Source organism: Stenotrophomonas sp. YJH_SMC_4 (assembly GCF_059371575.1).
Genome location: NZ_JCAFUR010000020.1, coordinates 15,702 through 38,223, shown reverse-complemented (window position 1 = coordinate 38,223; position 22,522 = coordinate 15,702). Strand labels below are relative to the sequence as shown.

Sequence of the window (22,522 nt, the reverse complement as noted above, 5' to 3'; positions counted from 1 at the left end):
TCCGCCACGCTTGAGGAGTTCCCGTCCATGCCGTCCACGGCAGCCGCCTGTCATCGTCGCGCCACCGCTCTGGCCCTGGCTGTTTCCACCGCATTGCTGCCGCTGGCCTGGGTGCCGGCCGTGCAGGCGCAGCCGGCGATCGTCGCGCCGGTGCGGCAGTACACCATTCCGGAGCAGCCGCTGGCTGATGCCGTACGCGCCTTTGGCCGCCAGGCCGATGTGCAGGTGGTGTTCCGCAGCGACCTGGTGGAAGGCCGCCGCTCCAGCGCAGTGAAGGGTGAGTACAGCCAGATGCAGGCGCTGCAGCAGCTGTTGCGCGGCAGCGGCGTGCGTGCACAGCGCGGCATGGACGGTACCTGGAGCCTGCGGGCCGCAGCGGAGGCGGGTGAGGGCGAAGGGGTGCGGGTGACCGAAACACTGGACGTGGCCGGTCGCCTTCAGTCGGAAGGGGGGGAGGCCCGCGATCGGCGTGGCTACGACGATGTGTTCGCGCTGGACCTGACCACGGCGTATTCGGGGCGCGACCGGGTGGAGCGTTACCGAGGCTCCAATCCGGCCGACGTGGTCAAGGATCTGGTCGGCGTGTTCAGTGGCGATGCGCGCAACAGCGGCGCGCTGGACGTCAACATCCGTGGCATCCAGGGGCCCGGGCGGGTGCCGGTCAGCATCGACGGCGGCGAACAGGCGCTCACGGTCTGGCGTGGCTACAACGGCGTCAGCAATCGCAACTACATCGATCCCAACCTGATTGGTGGCATCCAGGTCATCAAGGGGCCAGGGCTGGTGCGCGATGTGCACAGCGGGATCGGTGGCGCGCTGGTGATCAAGACCATCGACGTCGATGACGTCGTCGCTGCCGGCGAGCGCTTCGGCGGGGAGCTGAAGATCGAAGGCAGCAGCAATGCGGTGGCACCGCGCCTGCCGCGGCTGCACACCGGCGAGGACTACCGCACCGTGCCGGGTTTCCCGCAGGGCTCGCCGAACTCACCCTACGACGACCGCACCCTGGTGGTGCCGGTGAAGTCGCGCAGTGGCAACAATCCCTTCGATGGCGAGGACCAGGCCTGGCGCCTGGCGCTGGGCGTGCGTGGCGACAACGTCGACCTGATGGCCGCCTACGCCTGGCGCAAGCGCGGCAACTACTTCTCCGGGACCCAGGGCAGCGCCTACTACGAACAGGACCAGCGCGAGCAGTTCGAGTACCAGGGCATCGACTACATCACCACGCTGGCGCGCTACTTCAAGCCCGGCGATGAAGTGCCCAATACCTCCAGCGAACAGGAGTCCTGGCTGGTCAAAGGCAGCTGGCAGATCAACGATGACCAGCAGTTGAAGGCGACCTGGCGGCGCACGCTGTCGCACTACGGCGAGATCATGCCGTCTCGCATCCTGTCGGCCCCCGACTACGGCCGCATCCAGTGGCCGCTCAGCCGGGTCGATTCGGATGCGTGGAACCTGGAATACCGTTTCCAGCCCGCCGGCAGTCGTTGGCTGGACCTGTACGCCAACCTGTGGCGCACGGAAACGGAAAGCGATACCTACAGCGCTGGCGGCTTCCCGAACTTCGCAGTGGGTAATCCGGCATGGAATCCGGACGCCAGCCCGATCCTGCGCAATACCGCGCTGGCCAACGCGCGCAATGACCGCACCGGCCTGATCCTGAGCAACCGCTTCGCGCTGCATTCGACCTTGGACCTGACCGTGGGCGGCAACTGGCAGTACGAGAAGCTGGGGTCCCGCGATCCGTACTTCGGCACCACCGATGGCTGGCGCATGTTCCCGCGTGCCGGGCGCCGCCAGGAGGGTGAAGGCTACCTGACCCTGGAGTGGCGGCCGGTCGAATTCCTCACCCTCAATGCAGGCGTGCGCTACAGCCGCTACTGGGCCTTCGACGATTTCCTCGAGGCGCACCCCGAGCTGCTCACCAAGGGCGTAGGTGGCAAGGAAGCGCAGTACACCGTGAACGAATTGCCGCCCCGTCCCGCCAATCTGCAGGCCCGCATCGACGCGTTGGAAGCACGCCGCGCAGTATGGGAAAAGCGCGGCATGGGCTGGTTCATCGACGACAGCATCCGTGCGTTGCTGGCACCGTACGAGACGCCGCGTCCGGTCCGGTACACGCGGCCCTGGCTGCCCGATGCCGATGGCAACTACACCCGCGCCGGCAATCCCTGCCTCAATGGCGAAGTGGCGGCCATTCCCGGCGTGCAGCCGGTGTTCGCCGGCAGCGACCAGGTCTGCAACATCGGCAACAGCGTACAGTCGCAGCCGGTCGATGGACGCAACAGCCGCCGCCGCGACCATGCCTGGCTGCCGACCTTCTCGGCCACTGCACACCTGTCCCCGGCCGCCCGTGCCTACGTGCGTTACAGCGAAGCGGTGCGCTTCCCGAGCATGTTCGAAAGCACCATCGCCTTCTCCGGCAGCCTCAATCCGCTGCATGCGCTCAAGCCCGAGCACGCCTACAACTACGAGGTGGGCTACGTGCACAACCTGTCGGCCCTGTTCGGCAACACCGCCGATGCCGACGTCAAGCTGGCGTACTACGTGCACAAGACCCGTGACGTGATCGAACGCGATGGCAACTTCCTGTTCGACAACATCGACAAGCAGACCATCCGTGGTATCGAACTGCAGGCCCGCTTCGACAATCGGCGCTTCTTCACCGATCTGGGCATCACCCGCACGCTGGAAAACGAGGTGTGTGACGAGAGCACGGCGGTGCTCCTGGACGCGAACCGCGGCCTGGTTCCGAACTGCGTGCAGGATGGTTTCGTCGGTGGCTACCTGCTGACCCAGGCCATCCCCAAGCTGTCGATCAACGGGTCGCTGGGCACCCGCCTGTTCGATGAGCGCCTGGAGCTGGGCAGCCGCATCGTGCACTACCAGCGGCACGAGAACCCTGACCTGCAGGCCTACCGTGATCGCCTGCTGAGCGGGGGCAGCGGCCTGCTCTGGCAGAACGTGCCGTTCACCTGGGGAAACATCACCACTGTCGATGCCTATGCGCGCTGGCGCTTCAACGAGCATGCCAACGTCGAACTGGTCGGCAGCAACCTCGGCAACCGCTACTACGTCGATCCAGCCACGCGGTCCACGCTGCCAGCCCCGGGTCGCACCCTGAAGCTCGGCGTCACCGCGCGCTTCTGATCTCCCACCTTCAAGCGTTGTACCCGTAGTTCCCTCAACCAAGGAGCAATACCATGAAAATGATCTCCCGTTCGGTGCTCGCCGTTGCCGCCTCGCTGGCTCTGGTCGGTGCCGCGCATGCTGCCGATATCGTCGGTGCCGCCAGTGCCAGGACCGATGCCGAGCTGTACGTGGCGGTTGGCGAATCGCAGGTCAATGGCGGCCCGCACCGCGCTGGCAAGGCCGGCATCGGTGTCGGTACCGTGTCCCAGGCCAAGCCGGTGGACTTCCAGGGCCTGAGCGCCTACTCGGCACCCACCACCGTCAATGGCGTGACGGTACGTACCCTGGCCATGCCGATCACCGGCGCACCGGGCAGCCACGCCGGCATGGGCCACTTCAACTTCGTCAAGGTCGGCAGTGGTGATGTCTGGTTTGGCGAATGGTCCAAGGATGGCGCCGCCGGTGGCTTCAACAACCGCCAGGTCTACTTCGTTGGCGACCGCGCCGGCACCACGCTGCCCGCCGGCGTGGCGTCCTACACCGTGGCCGGCCTGAACAAGTTCAACGGCAGCAACCTGCTGAGCGGCACCTTCGACGCCGACTTCGGCGCCGGCACCCTGGATGGTGCGCTGTCCGGCAATGGCCTGACCCTGGCCATCGTTGCCAACATCAACAGTGCCGATGCATCGTTCGCCGGTTCGGCCAACGTCAATGGCAGCGTCAACGGCACCACCCAGGGCCAGTTCTTCGGCGCCAACGCCGCCACCCTGGCCGGCATCGCCACCTTCGCCGGCAACAGCCAGTACGACACCGCCTTCGGCGGCAGCAAGAACTGATTGCCACGCCCCTGACGGGGCAGGGCAGGGACAAGCCGCGATCTGCCAGTCCCTGCTTCGGCCCGCTGCATGCATCACCACGGATTGACCATGCGCCATCCCATCTTCCTTGTGATCCTGTTGCTGGCGGCTACCGATGTGCGCGCCCAGCAGGATGATCTTCGTCGTGTGCTGGAGCAGGGCAGCGAGCTGCGCCACCAGCAGCAGGACCAGCAGCGCCTGCAGCAGGCCGAGTCGGCGCGACCGACCATCACCATCGACGGTCAGACCCTGCGCGTGGAGCGCACGGTCGACGATCTGGGCCAGGCGCTGTACCTGTCGCTGCAGCATCAGCAATGGGGCGCAGCGCAGCGCTTCCTGGACGAATACATCGAACTGCCCGGCCACGACCCGCTGCTGCGCCACTACGCGCAGGGCGGCCTGGCGCGGGTGGCCGGCAATCACCGCCGCGCGGCCAACGAGTACGAAGCACTGCTGGCGGCGCAGCCGGATTTCCTGCCGGCCCGCCTTGAGCTTGCACGTGTCCATGCCGAGGACCAGCGCGACCGCGATGCGGAGGCGTTGTTCACGGCCATCGCCGGTGGCATCAATGCCGACGACCCCACTACCGCAGGTGTACGCGGACGGGTGGACGCCTACCTGGCCGCACTGCAGGCGCGCAGGCGTTGGAAAGGAGCGCTGGCAGCCGGCCCGGCATGGAGCGACAACATCAACCGCAGCTCGGCCAGCCGCACCTGCCTGTTCGGGGTGGGCGACACCTGCATCATCCAGCGCAATCTTCCCGATGCCCAGCGCGCCATGGGCCTGGACTACGACGGCAACCTGGAGCGTCGCTGGGCACTGGCCGGTCATCACGGCGTCTATGTGCGCGGGCTTGCGTTCGGCCAGGCATGGCGCGGGCATAGCGCCTACAACGAGCTCAATGCGAGCGTGCAGGCGGGCTATAGCTGGCGCAGCGCTCGGCATACCCTGCAGATCGCGCCGAGCTATGACTACCAGAGCCTGGGCAACCGGGCCCTGCAGGGCGGCAGCGGGCTGCATGGCGAATGGCAATATGCATTGGATGCGCGCAGCCTGCTCAGGCTGGAGGCCGACTGGAAGCGCCAGCGCTATCGCCAGCGCGGCCTGGCCGCCAATTACGACGGTGAGCTGGCCGCGGTGTATGCCACCTGGTTCCGTGCGCTCAACCCGCGCTGGACCCTCTTTGCCGGGCTGGACCTGAGTGACAGCCGCGCCGCCAATCCGGCCAACGGTTACCGCCAGCGTGGACTGCGCCTGGGGGCGGCGCGCCAGTGGACGGGCACCACCGCCACCGTGTTCGTGTCGTTGCGCGAGCGCGACTACGATGCGTGGAGCCCGCTGCTGGAGGCGCGGCGTGAGGACAGCGAACAGAACCTGATTGCTGTCGTGCGCAGCGAGCACCTGGCGGTGGCCGGGCTGGTACCCAGCCTGAGCCTGCGCTACGCGCGCATCGACAGCAACGTCGGCTGGCTGTACAGCCACGACCGCAGCCTGCTCAGCCTGAAATGGGAACGGGCCTTCTGAACGCGCCGCTGCGCTGCCACGGTGAACGCGCCGTGGCCGCGATCTTCATTCATCATCACGCGCTCTTGTAGCCCGTTTCGCGCATCCTTCGGGTGTTGCGGCAGAGCTGGGCCGCGTGTATCGAGGAGCGCCGGTCGTGCTGGAAGCGGGCAACAAACCAGAGGGCCTGAAAGGGCTGCGTGTACTGGTGGCGGAGGATGAATTCGCCATCGCGATGTTTCTGGTCGACTATCTGGAGCTGAAAGGCGCACAGGTGGTGGGGCCTGCCGGTGACCTGCAGGCGCTGGGGCGGCTGGTCGATACCCATCCCATCGATGTGGCATTGCTGGACATCAACCTGGGCGGTGAGCAGGTCTATCCGCTGGCCGATCGGCTGGCCGAGACGGGTATCCCCTTCCTGCTGACCTCCGGTTACGACGACAACCTGCCCAGCCGCTTTGCCAGCGCGCCGCGCTGTACCAAGCCTTATCACATCGAAGCGCTGGTGCAGCAGCTGGCCGCGCTGGTGGCGGCGCCGCAGGTCTCTGCGGGCATTGCCTGATTGCGCGGCATGTCGCGCCGTCCTGAAGACATCCACGCCGCCAAGCTGCGTGGCCAGATGCCACCTGCACCGCAGCTGCATGTGCGCCACGATGGCATGGCCGCGCGCATCGCCCGCCACGACTGGTCATCCACGCCGTTGGGTGCCTGCGAGCAGTGGCCGCCCCACCTGCGCGCCACCGTCGACCTGATGCTGGCCCATGGTTTCCCGATGATCGTGCTGTGGGGTGAGCAGCTGGTGCAGCTCTACAACGATGGCTATGCCGAGATTCTGGCCGACAAGCATCCCGGCGGGCTCGGCCAGCCGACCCGCGAGTGCTGGCCCGAGGTCTGGCATATCAATGGGCCCATCTACCAGCGCGTCTGGCAGGGCGAAACCATCACCTACGAGGACAAACTCTATCCCCTGGCGCGACGCGGGCGGTTGGAGGATGTCTGGTTCACCATTACCTACAGCCCGATCCGTGGCGAGGAAGGGCGCATCAACGGCGTGCTCGTGACCATGTTCGAGACCACAGCGGCGCATGTGGCCCAATCGGCACGCGAGCGCGAAGAGCAGAAGCGGCGGGAGGCGGACCGGCGCCTGGCATTGGCCTTCAAGGTGCTGCCGGTGGGCGTCTGCATTGTCGACACCGAAGGGCGCCTGCAGCTGTCCAACGACCAGATGCGTGCCTACCTGCCCAGCGGCAAGGTGCCCTCCACGGATGAGGTGAACCTGCATCGCTGGCGTGGCTGGCATGCGGACGGCAGCGCCATCGGGCCGGAGGATTTCGCCATCGCCCGTGCGATGCGCGGCGAGACCGTGGTGCCGGGGCTGGAGTTCCAGTATCTGCATGACGATGGACGCGCGCGCTGGACCCGGGTCGCGGCCGCGCCCCTGCGCGATGGCGACGGTGAGGTCAGCGGCGTATTTGCCATCGCCGTGGACATCGACGATCTCAAGCGTGCCACCGAGCGCCAGTCTGTATTGCTGGCCGAACTGCAGCACCGGGTGCGCAACATCATGTCCACCATCCATGCCATTGCCTGGCGGACCCGCGAGTCGGTCAGCAGCGTGGATGAATACGCTGAACGGTTGTGCGGGCGACTGATGTCGCTGGCGCGCACGCAGAGCCTGCTGACCCGCGGCGCCAATGCCGGGGTCTGCCTGCGTGGCATGCTCGATGAGGAGATCGCGGCGCAGACGCCGGCAGCGGCGGCCTACCGCCTGCAGGGCGAGGATGTGCTGCTGCCGCCGAAGGCGGCCGAAGTACTGTCCCTGGCGATCCACGAGCTGGCGAGCAATGCCCTGCGGCATGGCGCACTGACCCATGAGGATGGCCGGATCGAGGTGACCTGGGATCTGCAGGTTCAGGCCGGCCAGCCATGGCTGGGTCTGCACTGGTGTGAGCGCCATGCCGTAGTGGAGGACTGGGAGCAGCCCCGGCAGCGTGGCCTTGGCCGGGCGCTGATCGAGCAGCGCGTGCCCTACGAACTCGCCGGCAGCGGCGAGCTGCGCTTTGGCCCGCAGGGCCTGGACGCCTGGATCCGCTTTCCGCTGCGCGAGCGAGACAGCCTGCTGCAGACTGATGCTCCCGGCGCGGCGGCGGGCGGTTCCGGCAGGTAAAAGTCCATTTATTCCCAATTGGGCCAAATTGGGCATAATGGCCTCAACTGTCCCCGTCTGGAGCCGTGCCATGACCCTGCCGCTGGATCTGCCTGGCCTCGAAAAGGCCCCCGCGTCGTCGGTGAAGACCCGTGGCTGGCCGAGCCTGATGCGCACCGTGCGCGAGAAGCAGGCGCTGGTCATCACCAACCACAACCACCCCGAAGCGGTGATCGTGGACATCCGCACCTACCAGGAACTGCTGGCCAAGGCCGCTGGCGGCGATGCCGGTGAGCGCAGCGAAGAACTGCTGCGCCTGCGCGGTGAGTTTGACCAGACCCTGGCCAGCCTGCAGCGCGGGGAGGGGCTGGGCAAGGTGCTGGGCCAGCCGATCCGCCGCGGTCGCAAGGTCACCCTCGGCCGCCCGCTCTGACCGATGGGGCGGATCCTGGTGCTTGCCGGCGTCAATGGCGCCGGCAAGAGTTCGCTGCTGGGTACCTGGCTGGAAGCCGAAGGGCTGGGCTGGTTCAACCCCGATTCGTTCACCCGGCGCCTGGTGGAGGCCGGCTGGCCGCTGCCCGATGCCAATGCGGAGGCCTGGCAGGAAGGCACCCGCCGCCTGCGCCAGGCCATGGCCGATGGCACGGACTTCGCCTTCGAGACCACGCTGGGCGGCAACACCATTCCAGGTCTGCTGCGCGAGGCCTGTGAGCAGCATCATGTGGCGGTATGGTTCTGCGGCCTGGCCAGCGTCGAGCTGCACATCGCCCGCGTCGCTGCGCGGGTAGCGGCCGGTGGCCACGATATTCCGGTGGAGAAGATCCACGCCCGCTTCGATTCGGCGCGCGAGAACCTGCTGGACCTGCTGCCACACCTGGCCGAGCTGCATGTCTACGACAACAGCGCTCCCGCCGACGCCGACGGCTGCGTCGAGCCGCTGCCGGTGCTGGCAATGGCGCATGGCCAGCTGCAGTACCCGGTCTCGGTGGCCGAGCTGCTGCATACGCCGGATTGGGCCAAGCCCATCGTGATGCGTGCGATGGAATTGAACACCTCGGATTAGAGCCACGCCATATGTGGATACCTTTCACACATCGCGCGAAACCGCGCCGTGTACGACTGCCACCGGAGCTGCGGTTAGACTGACCGCACACTCAAGGAGGATGACATGCACGGACCTGCGACGTTCCGCTTCAGTTCTATCTGCCTGGTGCTTGCCGCGCTCGCGCTGTCCTGCATGCCGACGATGGCCGCGTCGCCTGCAGCCAAGCGACCATCGCCGCCCAGCCTGGTGCAGGCCTTCCACGCCGCCGAAGCCAACCTGCGGCTGATTCCCGGCGGCGACATTGAATCCGGCTTCCGCCCGGTTTGGACCGCTGTTGCCGATCTCGATGGTGATGGCCGTGCCGAGGTCGTGTATTTCTACACGTCCGACTATTCCGGCGGCAGCTTCGCCCAAAGCAACGTTGTTGCGGTGATGACGGCGCTGACGGCAAACGATCCGCGCGGCCGGGAGAACCCGAACAGCCTGTCGCCGGTGGAAGCAGAGGACTATGCCGCCATCCGCAGGTATGGCTATGCTGACGACGCGGCTGAACAGATTCCAGGCGCCATCCGTGCCATCCGCATCCAGGGTGATCGCATCGTTGTCGATTTCACTGTCAGTGCCGGCGCGACGGTCTGCGAATGGAAGAGCCCGAACCGCCACGTCTGTCCGCCGGACGGAAACTACACATGGACGCTGCGTTGGACGCCGGGGAAGCTGACTCACATCAGGAAATAGCGCCAGGGAGTGCCGGGCGTATTCGCCCGGCGCCACTGGCCCCGTAGGTCCACGCCAAGCGGGGACCGCGTTCTGCGGCCGGCCTCAGGCCGGCTTCACCTGCTCAGGCTCCGCAGCCTCCGGCAGTGGTGGCAAGGTCGGGTCCACCGTTACCGGTACATCGCTCTTCAACAACGCAGCGGCTTCCCTGTCGCTGCCCACTGCCGGCGGTGAGCCACGCAGCGGCAGGCCGGCGGTCTCCTTCACGAACAGCATGGTCACCAGCCCGATCACCGCCGCGCCCATCAGGTAATAGGCCGGCACCAGCGGGTCGCCGGTACGTTCCACCAGCCACGCGGTCACCAGTGGCGTGGTGCCACCGAACAGCGACACCGACACGTTGAATGCGATCGACAGCGCGCTGTAGCGCACCGGCGTATAGAACAGCGCCGGCAGCGTGGACGGCATCGAACTGGTGAAGCACACCAGTGCCAGGCCCAGCAGCATCAGGCCAAGGAAGATCAGCCCGTCGTCGCCGCTGCCGACCAGCAGCAGGCACGGAATCGCCAGCACCAGCAGCGCGATGCAGGCACCAATGATCATCGGTCGGCGGCCCAGCCTGTCACTGAACAACCCGCCGACGATGTTCAGCGGCATCATCACCAGCATCACGATGATGATCAGCAGCAGGCCCTTGCTCTCGGCATAGCCCATGGTGACGCTGAGGTAGCTGGGCATGTAGGTCAGCAGCATGTAGTCGGTGACGTTGAACACCAGCACCAGGCCCATGCACACCAGCAGTTGGCGACCATGCACCTGGAACAGTGCGCCCAGCCCCGGCCGGTCGTGCTCGCGCTTCTCGGCTTCTTCGGCGAACGCGCGGAACGCCGGGGTTTCCTCCAGCTTCATGCGCATGTACAGGCCGAGCAGGCCCAACGGGCCGGCCACCAGGAATGGAATGCGCCAGCCCCAGTCCAGCATCTGCTCGCTGCTCAGCAGCATGTGCAGCGCAGTGACGGTACCGGCGCCTGCGATGTAGCCGCCCAGCGTGCCGAACTCCAGCCAGCTGCCCATCAACCCACGGTTGCGGTCGGTGGAATACTCGGCGATGAAGGTGGCCGCACCGCCGTACTCGCCACCGGTGGAGAAGCCCTGCACCACGCGCGCCAGCAGCAACAGCACCGGCGCCCAGATGCCGATGCGCTCGTAGGAAGGAATCAGGCCGATCGCAAACGTGCCCAGCGCCATCAGGATCATGGTGAACGCCAGCACTTTCTGGCGCCCATAACGGTCGCCGAGCGGGCCGAACACAAGGCCGCCGAGCGGACGCACCAGGAACGCCACGGTAAAGGTGGCGAAGGCAGCGATCACCTGCGCGGTGGGGTTGCTGGACGGGAAGAACACCTGGCCGATGGTGACGGCCAGGTAGCCGTAGACACCGAAGTCGAACCACTCCATGGCATTGCCCAGTGCGGCGGCACCGACGGCGCGCTTGAGCATGGGCGTGTCGACGACGGTGATCTCATCGACCTTCAGGTGGCGGCGGCGCTTGAACCAGCCGAAATGGGCATGTGCCTCGGGTGTGTCCTGCATGGGGGCTCCCTGGGAGGTTTGAAATGGAGAAAACGGCCGCATGCGTGGATGCACGCGCACGGCGTGGCACCGCCGTTTCGGCGGAAGCACGGCAACGGGATCACGACGGCCGCGCGGTCAGCGGCCGGGAGTCACAGCGATGCGGGGGATGCAGGCGAAGTGCCTGCGGGCGTCATCCGCCAGGATCCAGCGCGAGGCGATGGATGGGCGGAGCAGGAACATGCGTGGCAAGCGGAGCGCCGGTCGGCAGTGCTTTCCACGTAACAGGTGCGCCCGTCACGTAGTGGGTCGTGTCGATCATCCGTTCATCATAACGGCACGCGCGTGAGCGTGCAGCGAAGCGCAGTTGTCTGCACGCTGTGTTCCATCATGCCTGTTCATCTGCAAAGCAATGATGACGTGCGTTGAACGGAATCTGGTCGTGCTGCTCACATGCCGCCCTCTACGTTGTGGGCGAACGCAACAGAGAAGGAGCATCGCATGACCCGTCGCATTCCCGAAGGTACGCTTGTGGTTGTCGCCGATGGCGGTTCGGCCCGTGTATTCACCAATGTCGGCAGCGATCACCAGCTCGCCTTGAAGCAGGAAGGCGAACTGCGCCTGCAGGACACCAGCGAGCAGGGTGTATCCTGGCAGGGGCCTGCGGGTGCAGTGCCGAAGGACATGTCGGTATCCCAGCTCAACGAGGCGACGTTCGCCAAGCAGGTGGCGGAACAGCTCAATGAGGATGCGTTGAAGAACCGCTATGCACACCTGGTGTTGATCGCTGATCCGACCACGCTGGGACGCATCCGTCCGCTGCTGCACAAGGAAACCCAGGCCCGCCTGCTGGGCGACATCGCCAAGGACCTGACCAACGCGCCGTTGGCGGATATCCAGAAGGCGCTGGCGGCGTAGCGCGGATGCCATTCATGCGCGATCACCTGTCGGCGGAGCCCGACCGCTTGGATGTGGAGGCGCAGGTCGGCTGGCTGCTTCTCGAGTTTGGCGCGCCCTGGTGTGGCCACTGCCAGGCCGCGCAGCCCGCGTTGCAGGCCTTTGTCGAAGCGAACGATCTGCCGCACTGGAAGATCGAGGATGGCAAGGGCAGGCCCCTGGGCCGAGCGTTCAAAGTGAAGCTGTGGCCGACGGTGGTGCTGCTGCACGATGGAGACGAGGTCGCGCGGGTAGTGAGGCCGCTGGACAGCGCGGATCTCATGTCGTTGCAGGGCGCGCTTCCCGATTGAGGAGTGAACCGGGCGTTGCACGCGGGGCAGTCGCACTGCAGCATGCGGCGTGACAGGCCCGGTGCTAGCATCCGGCTATCACCTGAATCGATCCAAATTCCGATGCCCACGCTGGACCGTCGTCTCCTGATCGCTGTCGCCGCCACGGCGATGCTCGCTTCCGGGCTGGCTTCGGCCGCGCCTGCCAGAACCGCCGCCGACAAGGCCTACGCATCGGTGGACCCGTTCATCGGCACCGGTGGCGAAGGTCACACCTATCCGGGTGCGACGGTACCGTTCGGCATGGTCCAGCTCAGCCCGGATACGCGTATCCAGCCGCGCGAGAAGGCCTACGGCTGGGCGGCCGGCTACCGCTACGACGACAGCAGCATCGTCGGCTTCTCGCACACCCATTTTTCCGGCACTGGCCATTCCGATCTGGGCGACATCCTGCTGATGCCGTTCACCGGCAGTCCCGGCCTGGAGCGTGGCGATCCCGAGAAGCCGCGCAGCGGCTATGCCTCCCGCTTCCGCCATGATGACGAGAAAGCGGAGCCGGGCTACTACGCGGTCACGTTGGACGATTACAAGGTGCGTGCCGAGCTGACCACCAGTACCCGCGTGGGCGTGCATCGCTATGCGTTCCCCAAGGGCACCGACGCCAAGGTGCTGCTGGACATGCGCACCAGCATGTACGACTACCCGGGCAAGGTGCTGTGGTCGCGGGTGCGGGTGCGTGCCGACGGCACGGTGACCGGCTTCCGCGAGACGCGCGGCTGGGCGCCGGGCCGCCAGCTGTATTTCGCGATGCGCTTCTCGCGCCCGCTGGCCGGGCATGAGCTGCACAACACCGAGCAGGACATCGTCTACAAGGGCTTCCCGCCGCCGGGCGAGAAGGATCCGTCCCAGCGCGCACAGATCGAGGGCCGTCAGCTGGTCGGTACCTTCGCATTCGGCAAGCTGGACGCACCGCTGGTGGTCAAGGTTGCCATCTCGCCGGTCAGCGAGGCCGGCGCCATTGCCAACCTCGACGCGGAAGTGGCCGACTTCGATTTCGACCGCGTGCGTGCGCAGGCGAAACAGGAATGGACGCAGGCGCTGTCGGTGCTCGACATCGATGCACCCGAGCACGCTCGCCGCAGCGCCTATACCGCGCTGTACCACACACTGTTGGGGCCGACGCTGTTCATGGATGCCGATGGCCAGTATCGCGGTTCGGACAATGCCGCGCACAAGGCCGATGGTTTCACGAATTATTCGACTTTCTCGCTGTGGGATACCTACCGTGCGTTGCATCCGTTGCTGACCCTGGTGCAGCCGGAGAAGCGCAACAGCGACTTCGTCAATTCGATGCTGGCCCACCATGAGCACAGCCCCTACGGCATGCTGCCGGTGTGGTCGTTCCATGGCCTGGAAGACTGGTGCATGATCGGCTATCACGCCGTGCCGGTGATCGCCGACGCCTACGTGAAGGGCATTCGTGGCTTCGACGCCGACAAGGCGCTGAAGGCGATGGTCGAGACCGCCAATTACGGCCCCTATGACGGTATCGCACAGTACCGCGAGCTGGGCTACGTACCGATCGACGAGGAAGGTGAAGCGGCCAGCAAGACGCTGGAATACGCCTTCGATGACTGGACCATCGCACGCATGGCGCAGGCGATGGGCAAGGGCGATATCGCGGCGACCTTCGACAAGCGCGCGGCCAACTGGCGCAATGCGTTCGACAAGGACACCGGCTTCATGCGCGCACGCAAGCGCGACGGCAGTTTCCGCACCCCGTTCGACCCCAGCGCCAGCGGCTACGGAACCGACTACACCGAGGGCAACGCTTGGCAGTATTCCTGGTATGTGCCGCAGGACGTGGCCGGGCTGGCGGCAGCGCACGGTGGCAGCGACAAGCTGCTCGCGCGCCTGGACGAGGTGTTCAACGCCAAGGTGGATCCGTCCATCTTCGAGCACATGGAAGACATCACCGGGCTGATCGGCTGGTACGCACATGGCAACGAACCCAGCCACCATGTGGCCTACCTGTACTCGTACGCTGGCCAGCCGTGGCGCACCCAGGCGCGCCTGAAGCAGATCATGGACACCCAGTACGCCGACCGTCCGGATGGCCTGGCCGGCAACGATGACGTCGGCCAGATGTCGGCGTGGTATGTGTTCACCGCGCTGGGCTTCTACCCGGTGGCACCGGGCTCGGGCGAGTACATCCTCGGTCGCCCGTTCCTGCCGAAGACCGCGATGCGCCTGCCCAACGGCAAGACGTTCACCATCGTGGCCGATGGCCTGGATGACAGGCACACCTATGTGGGCAGCGTGAGCCTCAACGGCAAGCCGCTGCAGCGCACCTTCCTGCGCCACGACGAGATCCTGGCCGGTGGCGAGCTGCGCTTCAGCATGCAGGCCGAGCCGAACAAGGACTGGCCGGGGCAGGGCGCGCAGGCACCGTACTCGATGAGCCGGTGATGCGGGCGGCGCCGCATTGCCGCCGTCATTGCCCCGCACCTGGTAGGTGCCAACCTTGGTTGGCACGCGGGAGGTCAACGGTGCCCACCAAGGTGGCCGTCTACCGGAATCCGTGGGTCGCGGCGCTTTTGGTAGGTGCCAACCTTGGTTGGCACGCAGGACATCAACGGCGCCCACCAAGGTGGGCGTCTACCGGAATCCGTGGGTCGGGGTGCTTTTGGTAGGTGCCAACCTTGGTTGGCACGCAGGACGTCAACGCGAACGGAACCGCACCCCCACCCGCGCGCCACCGAGCGGCGCCGTTTCGATCTTCAACATCGCACCATGTCGCTGCGCGATCTCCGCCACAATCGCCAACCCCAGCCCGCAGCCATCGCCTTCGCTGCTGGCCCGGTAGAAGCGTTCCGTGACGCGCGTGCGTTCGGCTTCGGCAATGCCGGCGCCGTCATCGTCAACCCATGCCTGCACGCCTTCGGCCTCCTGCCGAACGCCGAGGGTGATTACGCCGGGCACGGCACCGTAGCGCAGCGCGTTGTCCAGCAGGTTGCCCAACGCTTCGCGCAGCAGCTGCGGATCGCCCTGCACCTGCACGCCGTCGTCTGGCCCCTCGTAGCCCAGGTCAACGCCCGCCGCCAACGCACGGTCGGCGTAGCGCTCCACCACCCCGCGTGCCAACGCAGCCAGGTCCACCGGTTGCAGTGGCAGTGCGCTGCCATGCGGATCTTCCGAGCGGCTGAGCATCAGCAGCTGGTTGACCAGATGCTGCAAGCGGGCCAGCCCGGCCAGCGTGCCGGACAGCGCCAGCTGCTGGGCCTGCGGGTCGTGCTGGCGCAATGAACTCTCCAGCTCCACCTGCATCGCTGCCAGCGGTGTGCGCAGCTGGTGCGCGGCATTGCTGACAAAGCGCCGCTGCGCATCCTGCATCGCATCCAGACGCTGCAGCAGCGCGTTGTAGGCCTCTACCGCCGGCCACAGTTCGCGCGGCGCCTCCTGCGCGGGGTCCAACGGTGCCAACGGATCCGGCCGCGGGCTGGCCAGCTTCCGCGCAACCAGGTTGGCATGGCGAGCGGCAGCGCCTGTACCGGACCAGGCCAGCCACGCCGCCAGTGCCAGGATCGCGGCCTGGAAGGGAACGCTGGTCAGCAGCAGCTTGCGCTCCAGCCGGTGGCGTTTGCGAAGCGTCTCAGCCACGCGCAGCCGGATGTCATGGCCCGGTCCGGCGCTGACCACCACCTCGACCATGCGCACGGCCTGACCACGCACACGTGCATCGTAGTAGATGGCGTCGTCATCATTTCCCGCTGCGATTGCGGGGCGGGGCAGGGCTTCGGGCAGGTCGCCATACAGACGCCCACCCTCGGCATCGACCACCTCGCCATGCACTTCGTCGGCGGTGTCCCAGCTGAACATGCGCGAGACGGCTGGGGTGATCTCGATCGAAGCGCGACCATCCTGCACCGTCACCAGTTCGGACAACGACATCGCTGAATCCAGCAGCCAGCGGTCGTAGACCTGGCCGGCATAGAACCGGGCCAGCGCAAATGAACCCACTGCGCTGCACAGCAGCAGCACCAGCAGCGGCAGCCACAGGCGCCTGAGCAGCAGGCCACGCAGGCTGTGCACGCGCTCAGTCACCCACGGCCTCCAGCCGGTATCCAAGCCCACGCAGCATGCGGATGCCGACGCCGGCGCGCGCCTGTTCCAGTTTGCGGCGCAGGCGGCTGACATGCACCTCGATCACCGACAGGTTGGCCTCGTGGTCCCAGCTGTACAGCGCATCGAACAAGCGCTGCTTGGTAACCGTGCGGCCGGGATGCTGCATCAGTGCCTCGACCAGCGACAGCTCGCGCGCGGTCAACTCGATGCGCTGGCCTTCAACCTGCACTTCATTGCGGATGCTGTCGAAGCACAACCGGCCCAATCGCTTCTGCGCCGGTGCATCGCTGCGGCGGCGCGACAGTGCACGCAGGCGGGCTTCCAGCTCACCGAGTGCGAACGGCTTGGCCAGGTAATCGTCGCCACCGCGGTCGAGGCCGAGGATGCGGTCCTCCACACCATCGCGTGCGGTCAGGATCAGCACCGGCAGGGTGGCGCCGTCGTTGCGCAGGCGCGAGAGCAGGTCCAGGCCATCGACGTCGGGCAATGAAAGGTCCAGCACCATCACGTCATACGGTGCGCTGGCCAATGCCGCCGGCGCGTGCAGTCCACGCGAGAGGTGGTCGCACAGATGACCGGCACCCTGCAGGGCGCGGATCAGTCCATCGGCCAGAGCGGCGTCGTCTTCGATCAGCAGGATTCGCATTGCAAGCTTCGTGCAAGGTTGGGGCAAGTTTGGCGCAAGTGCATCACCTTACCGTGACGTGCATGAATTTCTCCTCTCGTCTTGCGGCTGTGCTGGCCACGCTTCTGTGCGCGCCTGCGGCTTCGGCGCTGTCCCTGCAGGAAGCGCAGCGCGCAATGGAAGCACACAACCCGGACCTGCGCGCGGCCGCACTGGAGCTGCGCGGTGTGCAGGGCGATGCGCAGACGGCGGCATTGCGCCCGGCCACCGAGCTGTCGATCGGCACCAGCAAGATCAGCCCCAAGCATGGTATCGGCCCTGGGCGCTGGCAGGACAAGCGGGTGGACAGCACCGTGGGCCTGGGCTGGACCTGGGAACGTGGTGGCAAGCGCGCACTGCGCATCCGCCAGGCCGACGCGCTGCTGGAAGTGGCCGGGCTGGAGATGCTCGATACCCGGCGCCGCCAGCAAGTGGCGCTGCATGAAACCTATTTCGGCCTGAAGGGCGCGCAGGAGCGGGCGCAGATTGCCGAGGCCAACCGCCAGAGTTCGGCCGAGCAGATGGCGGCGGCGGACAGGCAGGTCGCGACAGGGGCGATGGCACCGGTGGATCGCGCGCGGCTGGCGGTGGACGATCTCGCCGTAGCCGACGCGGCGCGCGAGGCGGCCCTGGATCTGCGCGATGCACGGCATGCGCTGGGGCTGCTGCTCGGCCGCGACGACAGCCACGACCTCAGCGCCGATGATCCGTGGCCAGACCCCGCGGGCAGGGTCGATACGCGTGCGTTCGACCCGCAGCAGCGTGCCGATCTGCGCGCGGCACGTTCGCGCCTGGCCGCGGCCGACGCCGGTGTGGCACTGGCGCGCAGTGAGCGCCATCGCGACATCCAGCTGGGTGTGGAGGCCGAGCGCGAGCCGACCGACATCAGCGGCGTCACCTGGGGTGTGTCATTGACCATTCCGCTCGGCGGCCCGTCACGTGCACGCGGCGCGATCCAGCGTGCCGAGGCCGACCGTGACAGCGCGGCGCTGGAGCTGCAGGTACTGCAGCGCGAAGCACGCGCCGAACTGGACCAGCTGCAGGCCAGCGCGCAGTCCGCCGCACAGCGCCGCAGCGACTATGAGGGACTGCAGTCCGACGCCGCACGCAAGGCGGTGCAGGGCATCGAACTGGCGTACCGGCGCGGCGCCGCCAGCCTGACCGATCTGCTGGATGCGCGCCGCAGTTGGCGCGACTTCGAGGCCGCGCTGATCGAGGCGCGCGCCGACCATGCCATTGCCCTGGCGCGCTGGGAAGCGGCCACATCCGTTGCTGAAGGAGAGTCCCGATGAAGTCCCCCGTCGCCCATCGCCCGCGGGCGCGACACGGCGTGCTGCCGGCCTTGCTGGCGCTGGCCCTGCTGGTCGGCTGCGGCCGTGAGCCGGCGTCCTACACCGAGGATGCGCCGCAGATCAGTGCCGGCCAGATCCAGTTTCCTGCCGGCAGCCGCCAGCTGGACGTGCTGCGCAGCGAGGCGGTGACCGCCGGCGCCAGCGCCAGCCTGCAGCTGCCGGGCCGGGTGGTCTGGGACGAGACCCGTTCCAGTGCACTGCGCACGCCGTTGCCGGGGCAGGTGGCGCGCATCGAGGCGCAGCCGGGCCAGAAAGTGAAGGCCGGCCAAGTGATTGCCTGGATCACCTCGCCCGAGTTCGGCCAGGCCCAGGCGGAGGGCGTGCGTGGCCGCGCCGGGCTGCAGCAGGCGCGCAGGGAGCTGGAGCGCACCCGCGAGCTGCATGCGGCGGGTGTGGCGTCGGGCCGCGAACTGGACGAGGCCGAGGCCAACTTCGCCGGCAGCCAGGCCGATCATGCGCGTGCAACCGCGTTCGCAAGGGCGTATGGCAACGGCCAGCGCGTCGACCAGCGCCTGCCGCTGCGCGCGCCCATTGATGGCGTGCTGGTGGAGCGGCGGATGAGCCCGGGCATGTCGGTCAGCCCGGACAGCGAACAGCCATTGGCGGTGATTGGCGATCCGGACCGCCTGTGGTTGCTGCTGGATGTTCCCGAGAGCCTGGCCGGACGCATGAAGGCGGGCATGCAGGTGAGCGTACCCGGTGCCGATGGCCAACTGCTGCAGGCGACCCTGCAGCACGTGGATGACTTCGTCGACAGCGAACGGCGCGTGGTGCAGGCGCGCGCCGAGCTGGACAACCGCGCACGCGGCTTCAAGGCGGGGCAGTACGTGCGCGCCCAGGTGGCGTTGCCGGCCGAGGGCGGTGTCTCGCTGCCCGATGCGGCCGTGCTGCTGATCGACGGCAAGCAGGTGGTGTTCGTGGAGGAGGGCAAGGGCCGCTTCGTGCGCCACGCCGTGCACGCCGAGGAGCTGGGTGACGGCCGGCTGTGGGTGCGTGACGGCCTGGCGGTTGGCAGCAGGGTGGTGGTCGAGGGCGGCCTGCTGTTGCAGCAGCTGGTCGACAGCGCGCCAGCCGCCGCCAGCACCGGCACGGGGCACGCCGCGCCATGATCGATCGCCTGATTGCCTACTGCCTGCGCCAGCCCTTGATGGTGATGCTGGCGCTGCTGTTGTTCATCGGCGCTGGCATTGCCGCGTTCCGCGTGCTGCCGGTGGAGGCCTTCCCGGACGTCTCCGATACTCAGGTGACGGTGGTGTCGCTGCACCCGGGCCGCGCCGCCGAAGAGGTGGAACGCGAAGTGACGATGCCGCTGGAAGTGGCCTTGTCCGGCATTCCGCATTCGGTGCGGGTGTTCTCGCATACCCAGTTCGGCCTGTCGATGATCATCCTGACCTTCGACGACAAGGCCGATGACTACTTCGCACGGCAGCAGGTGCTGGAGCGCCTGCAGGGCGTGGAGCTGCCGGAAGGGGTGACCCCGGAACTGGAGGCGATGAGCTCAGCGGTAGGCGAGATCTACCGCTACGTGCTCAAGGGCCCGCACATGACGCCGACCCAGCTGCGCACCGTGCAGGAATGGACGATGGAGCGCAGCCTGCGCACCGTGCCGGGCGTGGCCGATGTGATCAGCTTCGGCGGCTTCGCGCGCACGTTCCAGGTCAAGCCGGACCTGGACAAGCTGCGTGACCGCGGCATCAGCTTGGGTGAGTTCGCCGAGGCGCTGGAAAAGGGCAGCTCCAATGCCGGCGGCGGCTACGTGGAACGCGGGCAGCAGCAGTTCCTGATCCGCGGCGTCGGTCTGATGCGCTCGCCCGCCGACATCGGCAATGTGGTCGTGGAGCAGCGCGGGGGCACGCCGGTCCTGGTGCGCGACCTGGCCAGCATCGCCGATACCGGCCTGCCCCGGCAGGGCCTGGTCGGCCAGGACGGCAATGACGATGCGGTGTTCGGCATGGTGCTGATGCGCAAGGGCGAGAATCCGTCCGACGTGCTCGGCGCCCTGCATGCGCGCATCGCCGAGATCGAAGCCAACCAGCTGCCGCACGGGGTCAGCATCGAGCCGTTCTACGACCGGTCGTGGCTGGTCTCGACCACGCTGAAAACCGTCTTCAGCAACCTGCTGGAAGGCGCGGTGCTGGTGTTCCTGGTGCTGTGGCTGTTCCTGTACAACGCCCGCGCCGCACTGATCGTGGCGGCGATGATGCCGCTTGCGCTGCTGTCGACCTTCCTCGGCCTGCACCTGTGGGGCGTACCGGCCAACCTGCTGTCGTTGGGTGCGATGGACTTCGGCATCATCATCGATGGCGCGGTGATCGTGACCGAGCACATCGTCTCGCGATTGTCGAAGCTGCCACCTGGGGCCGACCGGAAGACACGGTTTTCAACCATTCTTTCGGCAGCGTCGGAAGTGGGGCGGCCGACGTTCTTCTCGATGCTGATCATCATCGCCGCGCATATCCCGATCTTCACCCTGCAGCGCCAGGAAGGCCGCATGTTCGCGCCGATGGCGTACTCGGTGACCTCGGCCCTGATCGGTGCGTTGATCCTGGCGCTGACCGTGGTGCCGTTGTTCTGCTACTGGTGGTTGCGGCGCGACCGCATGCGCGACGGCAATCCGCTGATGGACCGCCTGACCGGCTGGTACCGGCCGATCCTGGAGCGCGCTCTGGCCCGCCCGCGTGCGGTGGTACTGACCGCGATTGCGCTGCTGGTCGGCACGCTCGCGCTGGGCACGCGGCTGGGTTCGGAGTTCCTGCCCGAGCTGGACGAGGGCTCGATCTGGCTGACCGCCACGCTTGACCCCAGCACCAGCCTGGCCGAGGCGCAGCAGCAGTCGCGGCGCATCCGTGAGCTGGTCGGCACCTTCCCGCAGGTATCGACGGTGGTGGCCAAGCTGGGGCGCCCGGAAGACGGCTCCGATGCCAAGGGCGCCAACCAGATCGAGGCGCTGGTGGCGTTGAAGCCCGAGAAGGAATGGCCGAAGGGGGTGGACAAGCGGCAGCTGGTCAGTGATCTGCAGCGCACGCTGGAGCAGCGTATTCCAGGGCCGGAGTTCTCGATCTCGCAGCCGGTGCGCGACAACATCCTGGAGAGCATCTCGCAGATCAAGGGCCAGGTGGTGATCAAGGTCAGTGGCTCGGATCTGGACGTGCTGAACCAGCAGGCGCAGGCGATCCTGGGCCAGGTGCGTAGCGTGGAGGGCGTGGAGAGTGCCTTCATCGACCGTGACGGCTCACTGCCGCAGCTGCAGATCGAAATCGACCGCGACCGTGCTGCGCGCTATGGCTTGAACGTGCGCGATATCGACGAGGTGATCGAGACCGCACTGGGCGGGCGCCAGGTCGGCGAACTGTGGGAAGGTGACCGCAGGTTCCCGATCACGTTGCGCCTGGACGACGCCGACCGCGACCTGCAGCGGCTGCGCACGGTGCCGGTCGGCATCGGCGATGGGCACACGGTGACACTGTCCGACGTGGCCGACTTCCGCATGGCCAGCGGCGCGATCAACATCTCGCGCGAGAATGCACAGCGGGTCAAGGCGGTGAGCATCTTCATCGCCGGGCGTGACATGGGCAGCGTGGTGGCCGACATGCGCAAGCGCGTGGACGCCAGCGTGCAGTTGCCGGAAGGCTACCGGCTGGAATGGTCCGGGGAGTTCGAGAACCAGCAGCGTGCGATGAAGCGGCTGGGCTGGGTGATCCCGCTGTCGGTGCTGATCATCTTCGTGCTGCTGTTCGATGCCTTCAAGGACATCAGCAGTGCGGCGCTGATCCTGGCCAACGTGCCACTGGCGATGATCGGCGGCATTCTCGCCCTGTGGTTGACTGGGATTCCACTGTCGGTGTCTGCGGCGATCGGTTTCATTGCATTGTTCGGGCAGGCGGTCTTGAACGGGGTGGTGATGCTCAGTCGATTTGCCCAGCTGCGCGAGCAGGGCATGGACCTGCTGCAGTCGGTGGTGCAGGGCTCGCTGCAGCGCCTGCGCACGGTGCTGATGACCGCACTGCTGGCGATGTTCGGCCTGCTGCCGATGGCGACCTCGCATGCCATTGGCGCCGAGACCCAGAAGCCGCTGGCGGTGGTGGTGATCGGTGGCCTGCTGTCGGCGATGCTGCTGACCCTGCTGGTACTGCCCACGCTGTACTACTGGGTGCATCACCGTCGCGAGGCCCGCACGGGCTGA

17 protein-coding genes are annotated in these 22,522 nt (G+C 67.0%); 14 read left to right on the top strand and 3 right to left on the bottom strand.

The window, feature by feature from the left end:
* The first annotated feature begins 27 nt into the window (after positions 1–27).
* The 8 genes from AC5P9F_RS18115 (at position 28) to AC5P9F_RS18080 (ending at position 9,421) form a co-directional block, all read left to right on the top strand.
* Complete coding sequence (locus tag AC5P9F_RS18115; protein WP_065183961.1) at positions 28–3,150, top strand: TonB-dependent receptor; 3,123 nt, start codon at positions 28–30, stop codon at positions 3,148–3,150.
* A gap of 53 nt (positions 3,151–3,203) precedes the next feature.
* A complete protein-coding gene (locus AC5P9F_RS18110) occupies positions 3,204–3,968 on the top strand; it encodes a Slam-dependent surface lipoprotein (RefSeq protein ID WP_024956511.1) in 765 nt (254 codons plus the stop codon).
* 90 nt (positions 3,969–4,058) lie between these two features.
* Positions 4,059–5,513 (top strand): surface lipoprotein assembly modifier, encoded by a 1,455-nt coding sequence (locus AC5P9F_RS18105; RefSeq protein WP_308678773.1) that lies wholly within the window; start codon positions 4,059–4,061, stop codon positions 5,511–5,513.
* A 136-nt stretch (positions 5,514–5,649) separates the two neighbouring features.
* A complete protein-coding gene (locus AC5P9F_RS18100) occupies positions 5,650–6,054 on the top strand; it encodes a response regulator (RefSeq protein WP_024956513.1) in 405 nt (134 codons plus the stop codon).
* Positions 6,055–6,063: 9 nt separating this feature from the next.
* Positions 6,064–7,659, top strand: coding sequence for a sensor histidine kinase (locus tag AC5P9F_RS18095; RefSeq protein ID WP_308678772.1), 1,596 nt, complete (start codon positions 6,064–6,066; stop codon positions 7,657–7,659).
* Between the two features lie 70 nt (positions 7,660–7,729).
* Positions 7,730–8,071, top strand: coding sequence for a type II toxin-antitoxin system prevent-host-death family antitoxin (locus AC5P9F_RS18090; protein WP_005413623.1), 342 nt, complete (start codon positions 7,730–7,732; stop codon positions 8,069–8,071).
* A 3-nt stretch (positions 8,072–8,074) separates the two neighbouring features.
* Positions 8,075–8,701 (top strand): ATPase, encoded by a 627-nt coding sequence (locus tag AC5P9F_RS18085; RefSeq protein ID WP_024956515.1) that lies wholly within the window; start codon positions 8,075–8,077, stop codon positions 8,699–8,701.
* A 105-nt stretch (positions 8,702–8,806) separates the two neighbouring features.
* Complete coding sequence (locus AC5P9F_RS18080) at positions 8,807–9,421, top strand: hypothetical protein (protein ID WP_005409856.1); 615 nt, start codon at positions 8,807–8,809, stop codon at positions 9,419–9,421.
* 84 nt (positions 9,422–9,505) lie between these two features.
* Here the strand turns inward: AC5P9F_RS18080 and proP are convergent, their stop codons facing one another.
* Positions 9,506–10,993, bottom strand: a complete 1,488-nt coding sequence (gene proP, locus AC5P9F_RS18075; RefSeq protein WP_308678771.1) for a glycine betaine/L-proline transporter ProP — start codon at positions 10,991–10,993, stop codon at positions 9,506–9,508.
* A gap of 480 nt (positions 10,994–11,473) precedes the next feature.
* On the opposite strand from proP, the gene AC5P9F_RS18070 reads away from it, so the two are divergent.
* The 3 genes from AC5P9F_RS18070 to AC5P9F_RS18060 all read left to right on the top strand — a co-directional run bounded on the left by AC5P9F_RS18070 (position 11,474) and on the right by AC5P9F_RS18060 (position 14,667).
* The gene (locus AC5P9F_RS18070; protein WP_308678770.1) at positions 11,474–11,890 is read left to right on the top strand and encodes a host attachment family protein; all 417 of its coding nucleotides are present in this window, start codon (positions 11,474–11,476) and stop codon (positions 11,888–11,890) included.
* Between the two features lie 5 nt (positions 11,891–11,895).
* Complete coding sequence (locus tag AC5P9F_RS18065) at positions 11,896–12,219, top strand: thioredoxin family protein (RefSeq protein WP_012480421.1); 324 nt, start codon at positions 11,896–11,898, stop codon at positions 12,217–12,219.
* 96 nt (positions 12,220–12,315) lie between these two features.
* Complete coding sequence (locus AC5P9F_RS18060; protein WP_495232014.1) at positions 12,316–14,667, top strand: GH92 family glycosyl hydrolase; 2,352 nt, start codon at positions 12,316–12,318, stop codon at positions 14,665–14,667.
* Between the two features lie 252 nt (positions 14,668–14,919).
* Here the strand turns inward: AC5P9F_RS18060 and AC5P9F_RS18055 are convergent, their stop codons facing one another.
* Both AC5P9F_RS18055 and AC5P9F_RS18050 read right to left on the bottom strand, forming a co-directional pair.
* Positions 14,920–16,302, bottom strand: a complete 1,383-nt coding sequence (locus tag AC5P9F_RS18055; protein ID WP_308678769.1) for a sensor histidine kinase — start codon at positions 16,300–16,302, stop codon at positions 14,920–14,922.
* A complete protein-coding gene (locus AC5P9F_RS18050) occupies positions 16,295–16,969 on the bottom strand; it encodes a response regulator (protein ID WP_005413615.1) in 675 nt (224 codons plus the stop codon). The genes AC5P9F_RS18055 and AC5P9F_RS18050 overlap by 8 nt, the downstream gene beginning before the upstream one ends.
* Before the next feature lie 62 nt (positions 16,970–17,031).
* Here AC5P9F_RS18050 and AC5P9F_RS18045 point away from each other — a divergent pair, with 62 nt between their 5' ends.
* From AC5P9F_RS18045 to AC5P9F_RS18035, 3 genes are read left to right on the top strand one after another with little or no spacing between them, the layout of a single operon-like run.
* A complete protein-coding gene (locus AC5P9F_RS18045) occupies positions 17,032–18,279 on the top strand; it encodes a TolC family protein (protein WP_099561433.1) in 1,248 nt (415 codons plus the stop codon).
* The gene (locus tag AC5P9F_RS18040; RefSeq protein WP_227843222.1) at positions 18,276–19,448 is read left to right on the top strand and encodes an efflux RND transporter periplasmic adaptor subunit; all 1,173 of its coding nucleotides are present in this window, start codon (positions 18,276–18,278) and stop codon (positions 19,446–19,448) included. Before AC5P9F_RS18045 ends, AC5P9F_RS18040 begins: the two co-directional genes overlap by 4 nt.
* On the top strand, positions 19,445–22,522 hold the full coding sequence (locus AC5P9F_RS18035) for an efflux RND transporter permease subunit (protein ID WP_111687339.1): 3,078 nt from the start codon (positions 19,445–19,447) through the stop codon (positions 22,520–22,522). Before AC5P9F_RS18040 ends, AC5P9F_RS18035 begins: the two co-directional genes overlap by 4 nt.

Bases quoted from the DNA above. Each gene is read 5' to 3' on its own strand.
- AC5P9F_RS18115 (WP_065183961.1), top strand. From the start codon at position 28: ATGCCGTCCACGGCAGCCGCCTGTCATCGTCGCGCCACCGCTCTGGCC.
- AC5P9F_RS18110 (WP_024956511.1), top strand. From the start codon at position 3,204: ATGAAAATGATCTCCCGTTCGGTGCTCGCCGTTGCCGCCTCGCTGGCT.
- AC5P9F_RS18105 (WP_308678773.1), top strand. From the start codon at position 4,059: ATGCGCCATCCCATCTTCCTTGTGATCCTGTTGCTGGCGGCTACCGAT.
- AC5P9F_RS18095 (WP_308678772.1), top strand. From the start codon at position 6,064: ATGTCGCGCCGTCCTGAAGACATCCACGCCGCCAAGCTGCGTGGCCAG.
- AC5P9F_RS18090 (WP_005413623.1), top strand. From the start codon at position 7,730: ATGACCCTGCCGCTGGATCTGCCTGGCCTCGAAAAGGCCCCCGCGTCG.
- AC5P9F_RS18085 (WP_024956515.1), top strand. From the start codon at position 8,075: ATGGGGCGGATCCTGGTGCTTGCCGGCGTCAATGGCGCCGGCAAGAGT.
- AC5P9F_RS18080 (WP_005409856.1), top strand. From the start codon at position 8,807: ATGCACGGACCTGCGACGTTCCGCTTCAGTTCTATCTGCCTGGTGCTT.
- proP (WP_308678771.1), bottom strand. From the start codon at position 10,993: ATGCAGGACACACCCGAGGCACATGCCCATTTCGGCTGGTTCAAGCGC.
- AC5P9F_RS18070 (WP_308678770.1), top strand. From the start codon at position 11,474: ATGACCCGTCGCATTCCCGAAGGTACGCTTGTGGTTGTCGCCGATGGC.
- AC5P9F_RS18065 (WP_012480421.1), top strand. From the start codon at position 11,896: ATGCCATTCATGCGCGATCACCTGTCGGCGGAGCCCGACCGCTTGGAT.
- AC5P9F_RS18050 (WP_005413615.1), bottom strand. From the start codon at position 16,969: ATGCGAATCCTGCTGATCGAAGACGACGCCGCTCTGGCCGATGGACTG.
- AC5P9F_RS18045 (WP_099561433.1), top strand. From the start codon at position 17,032: ATGAATTTCTCCTCTCGTCTTGCGGCTGTGCTGGCCACGCTTCTGTGC.
- AC5P9F_RS18040 (WP_227843222.1), top strand. From the start codon at position 18,276: ATGAAGTCCCCCGTCGCCCATCGCCCGCGGGCGCGACACGGCGTGCTG.
- AC5P9F_RS18035 (WP_111687339.1), top strand. From the start codon at position 19,445: ATGATCGATCGCCTGATTGCCTACTGCCTGCGCCAGCCCTTGATGGTG.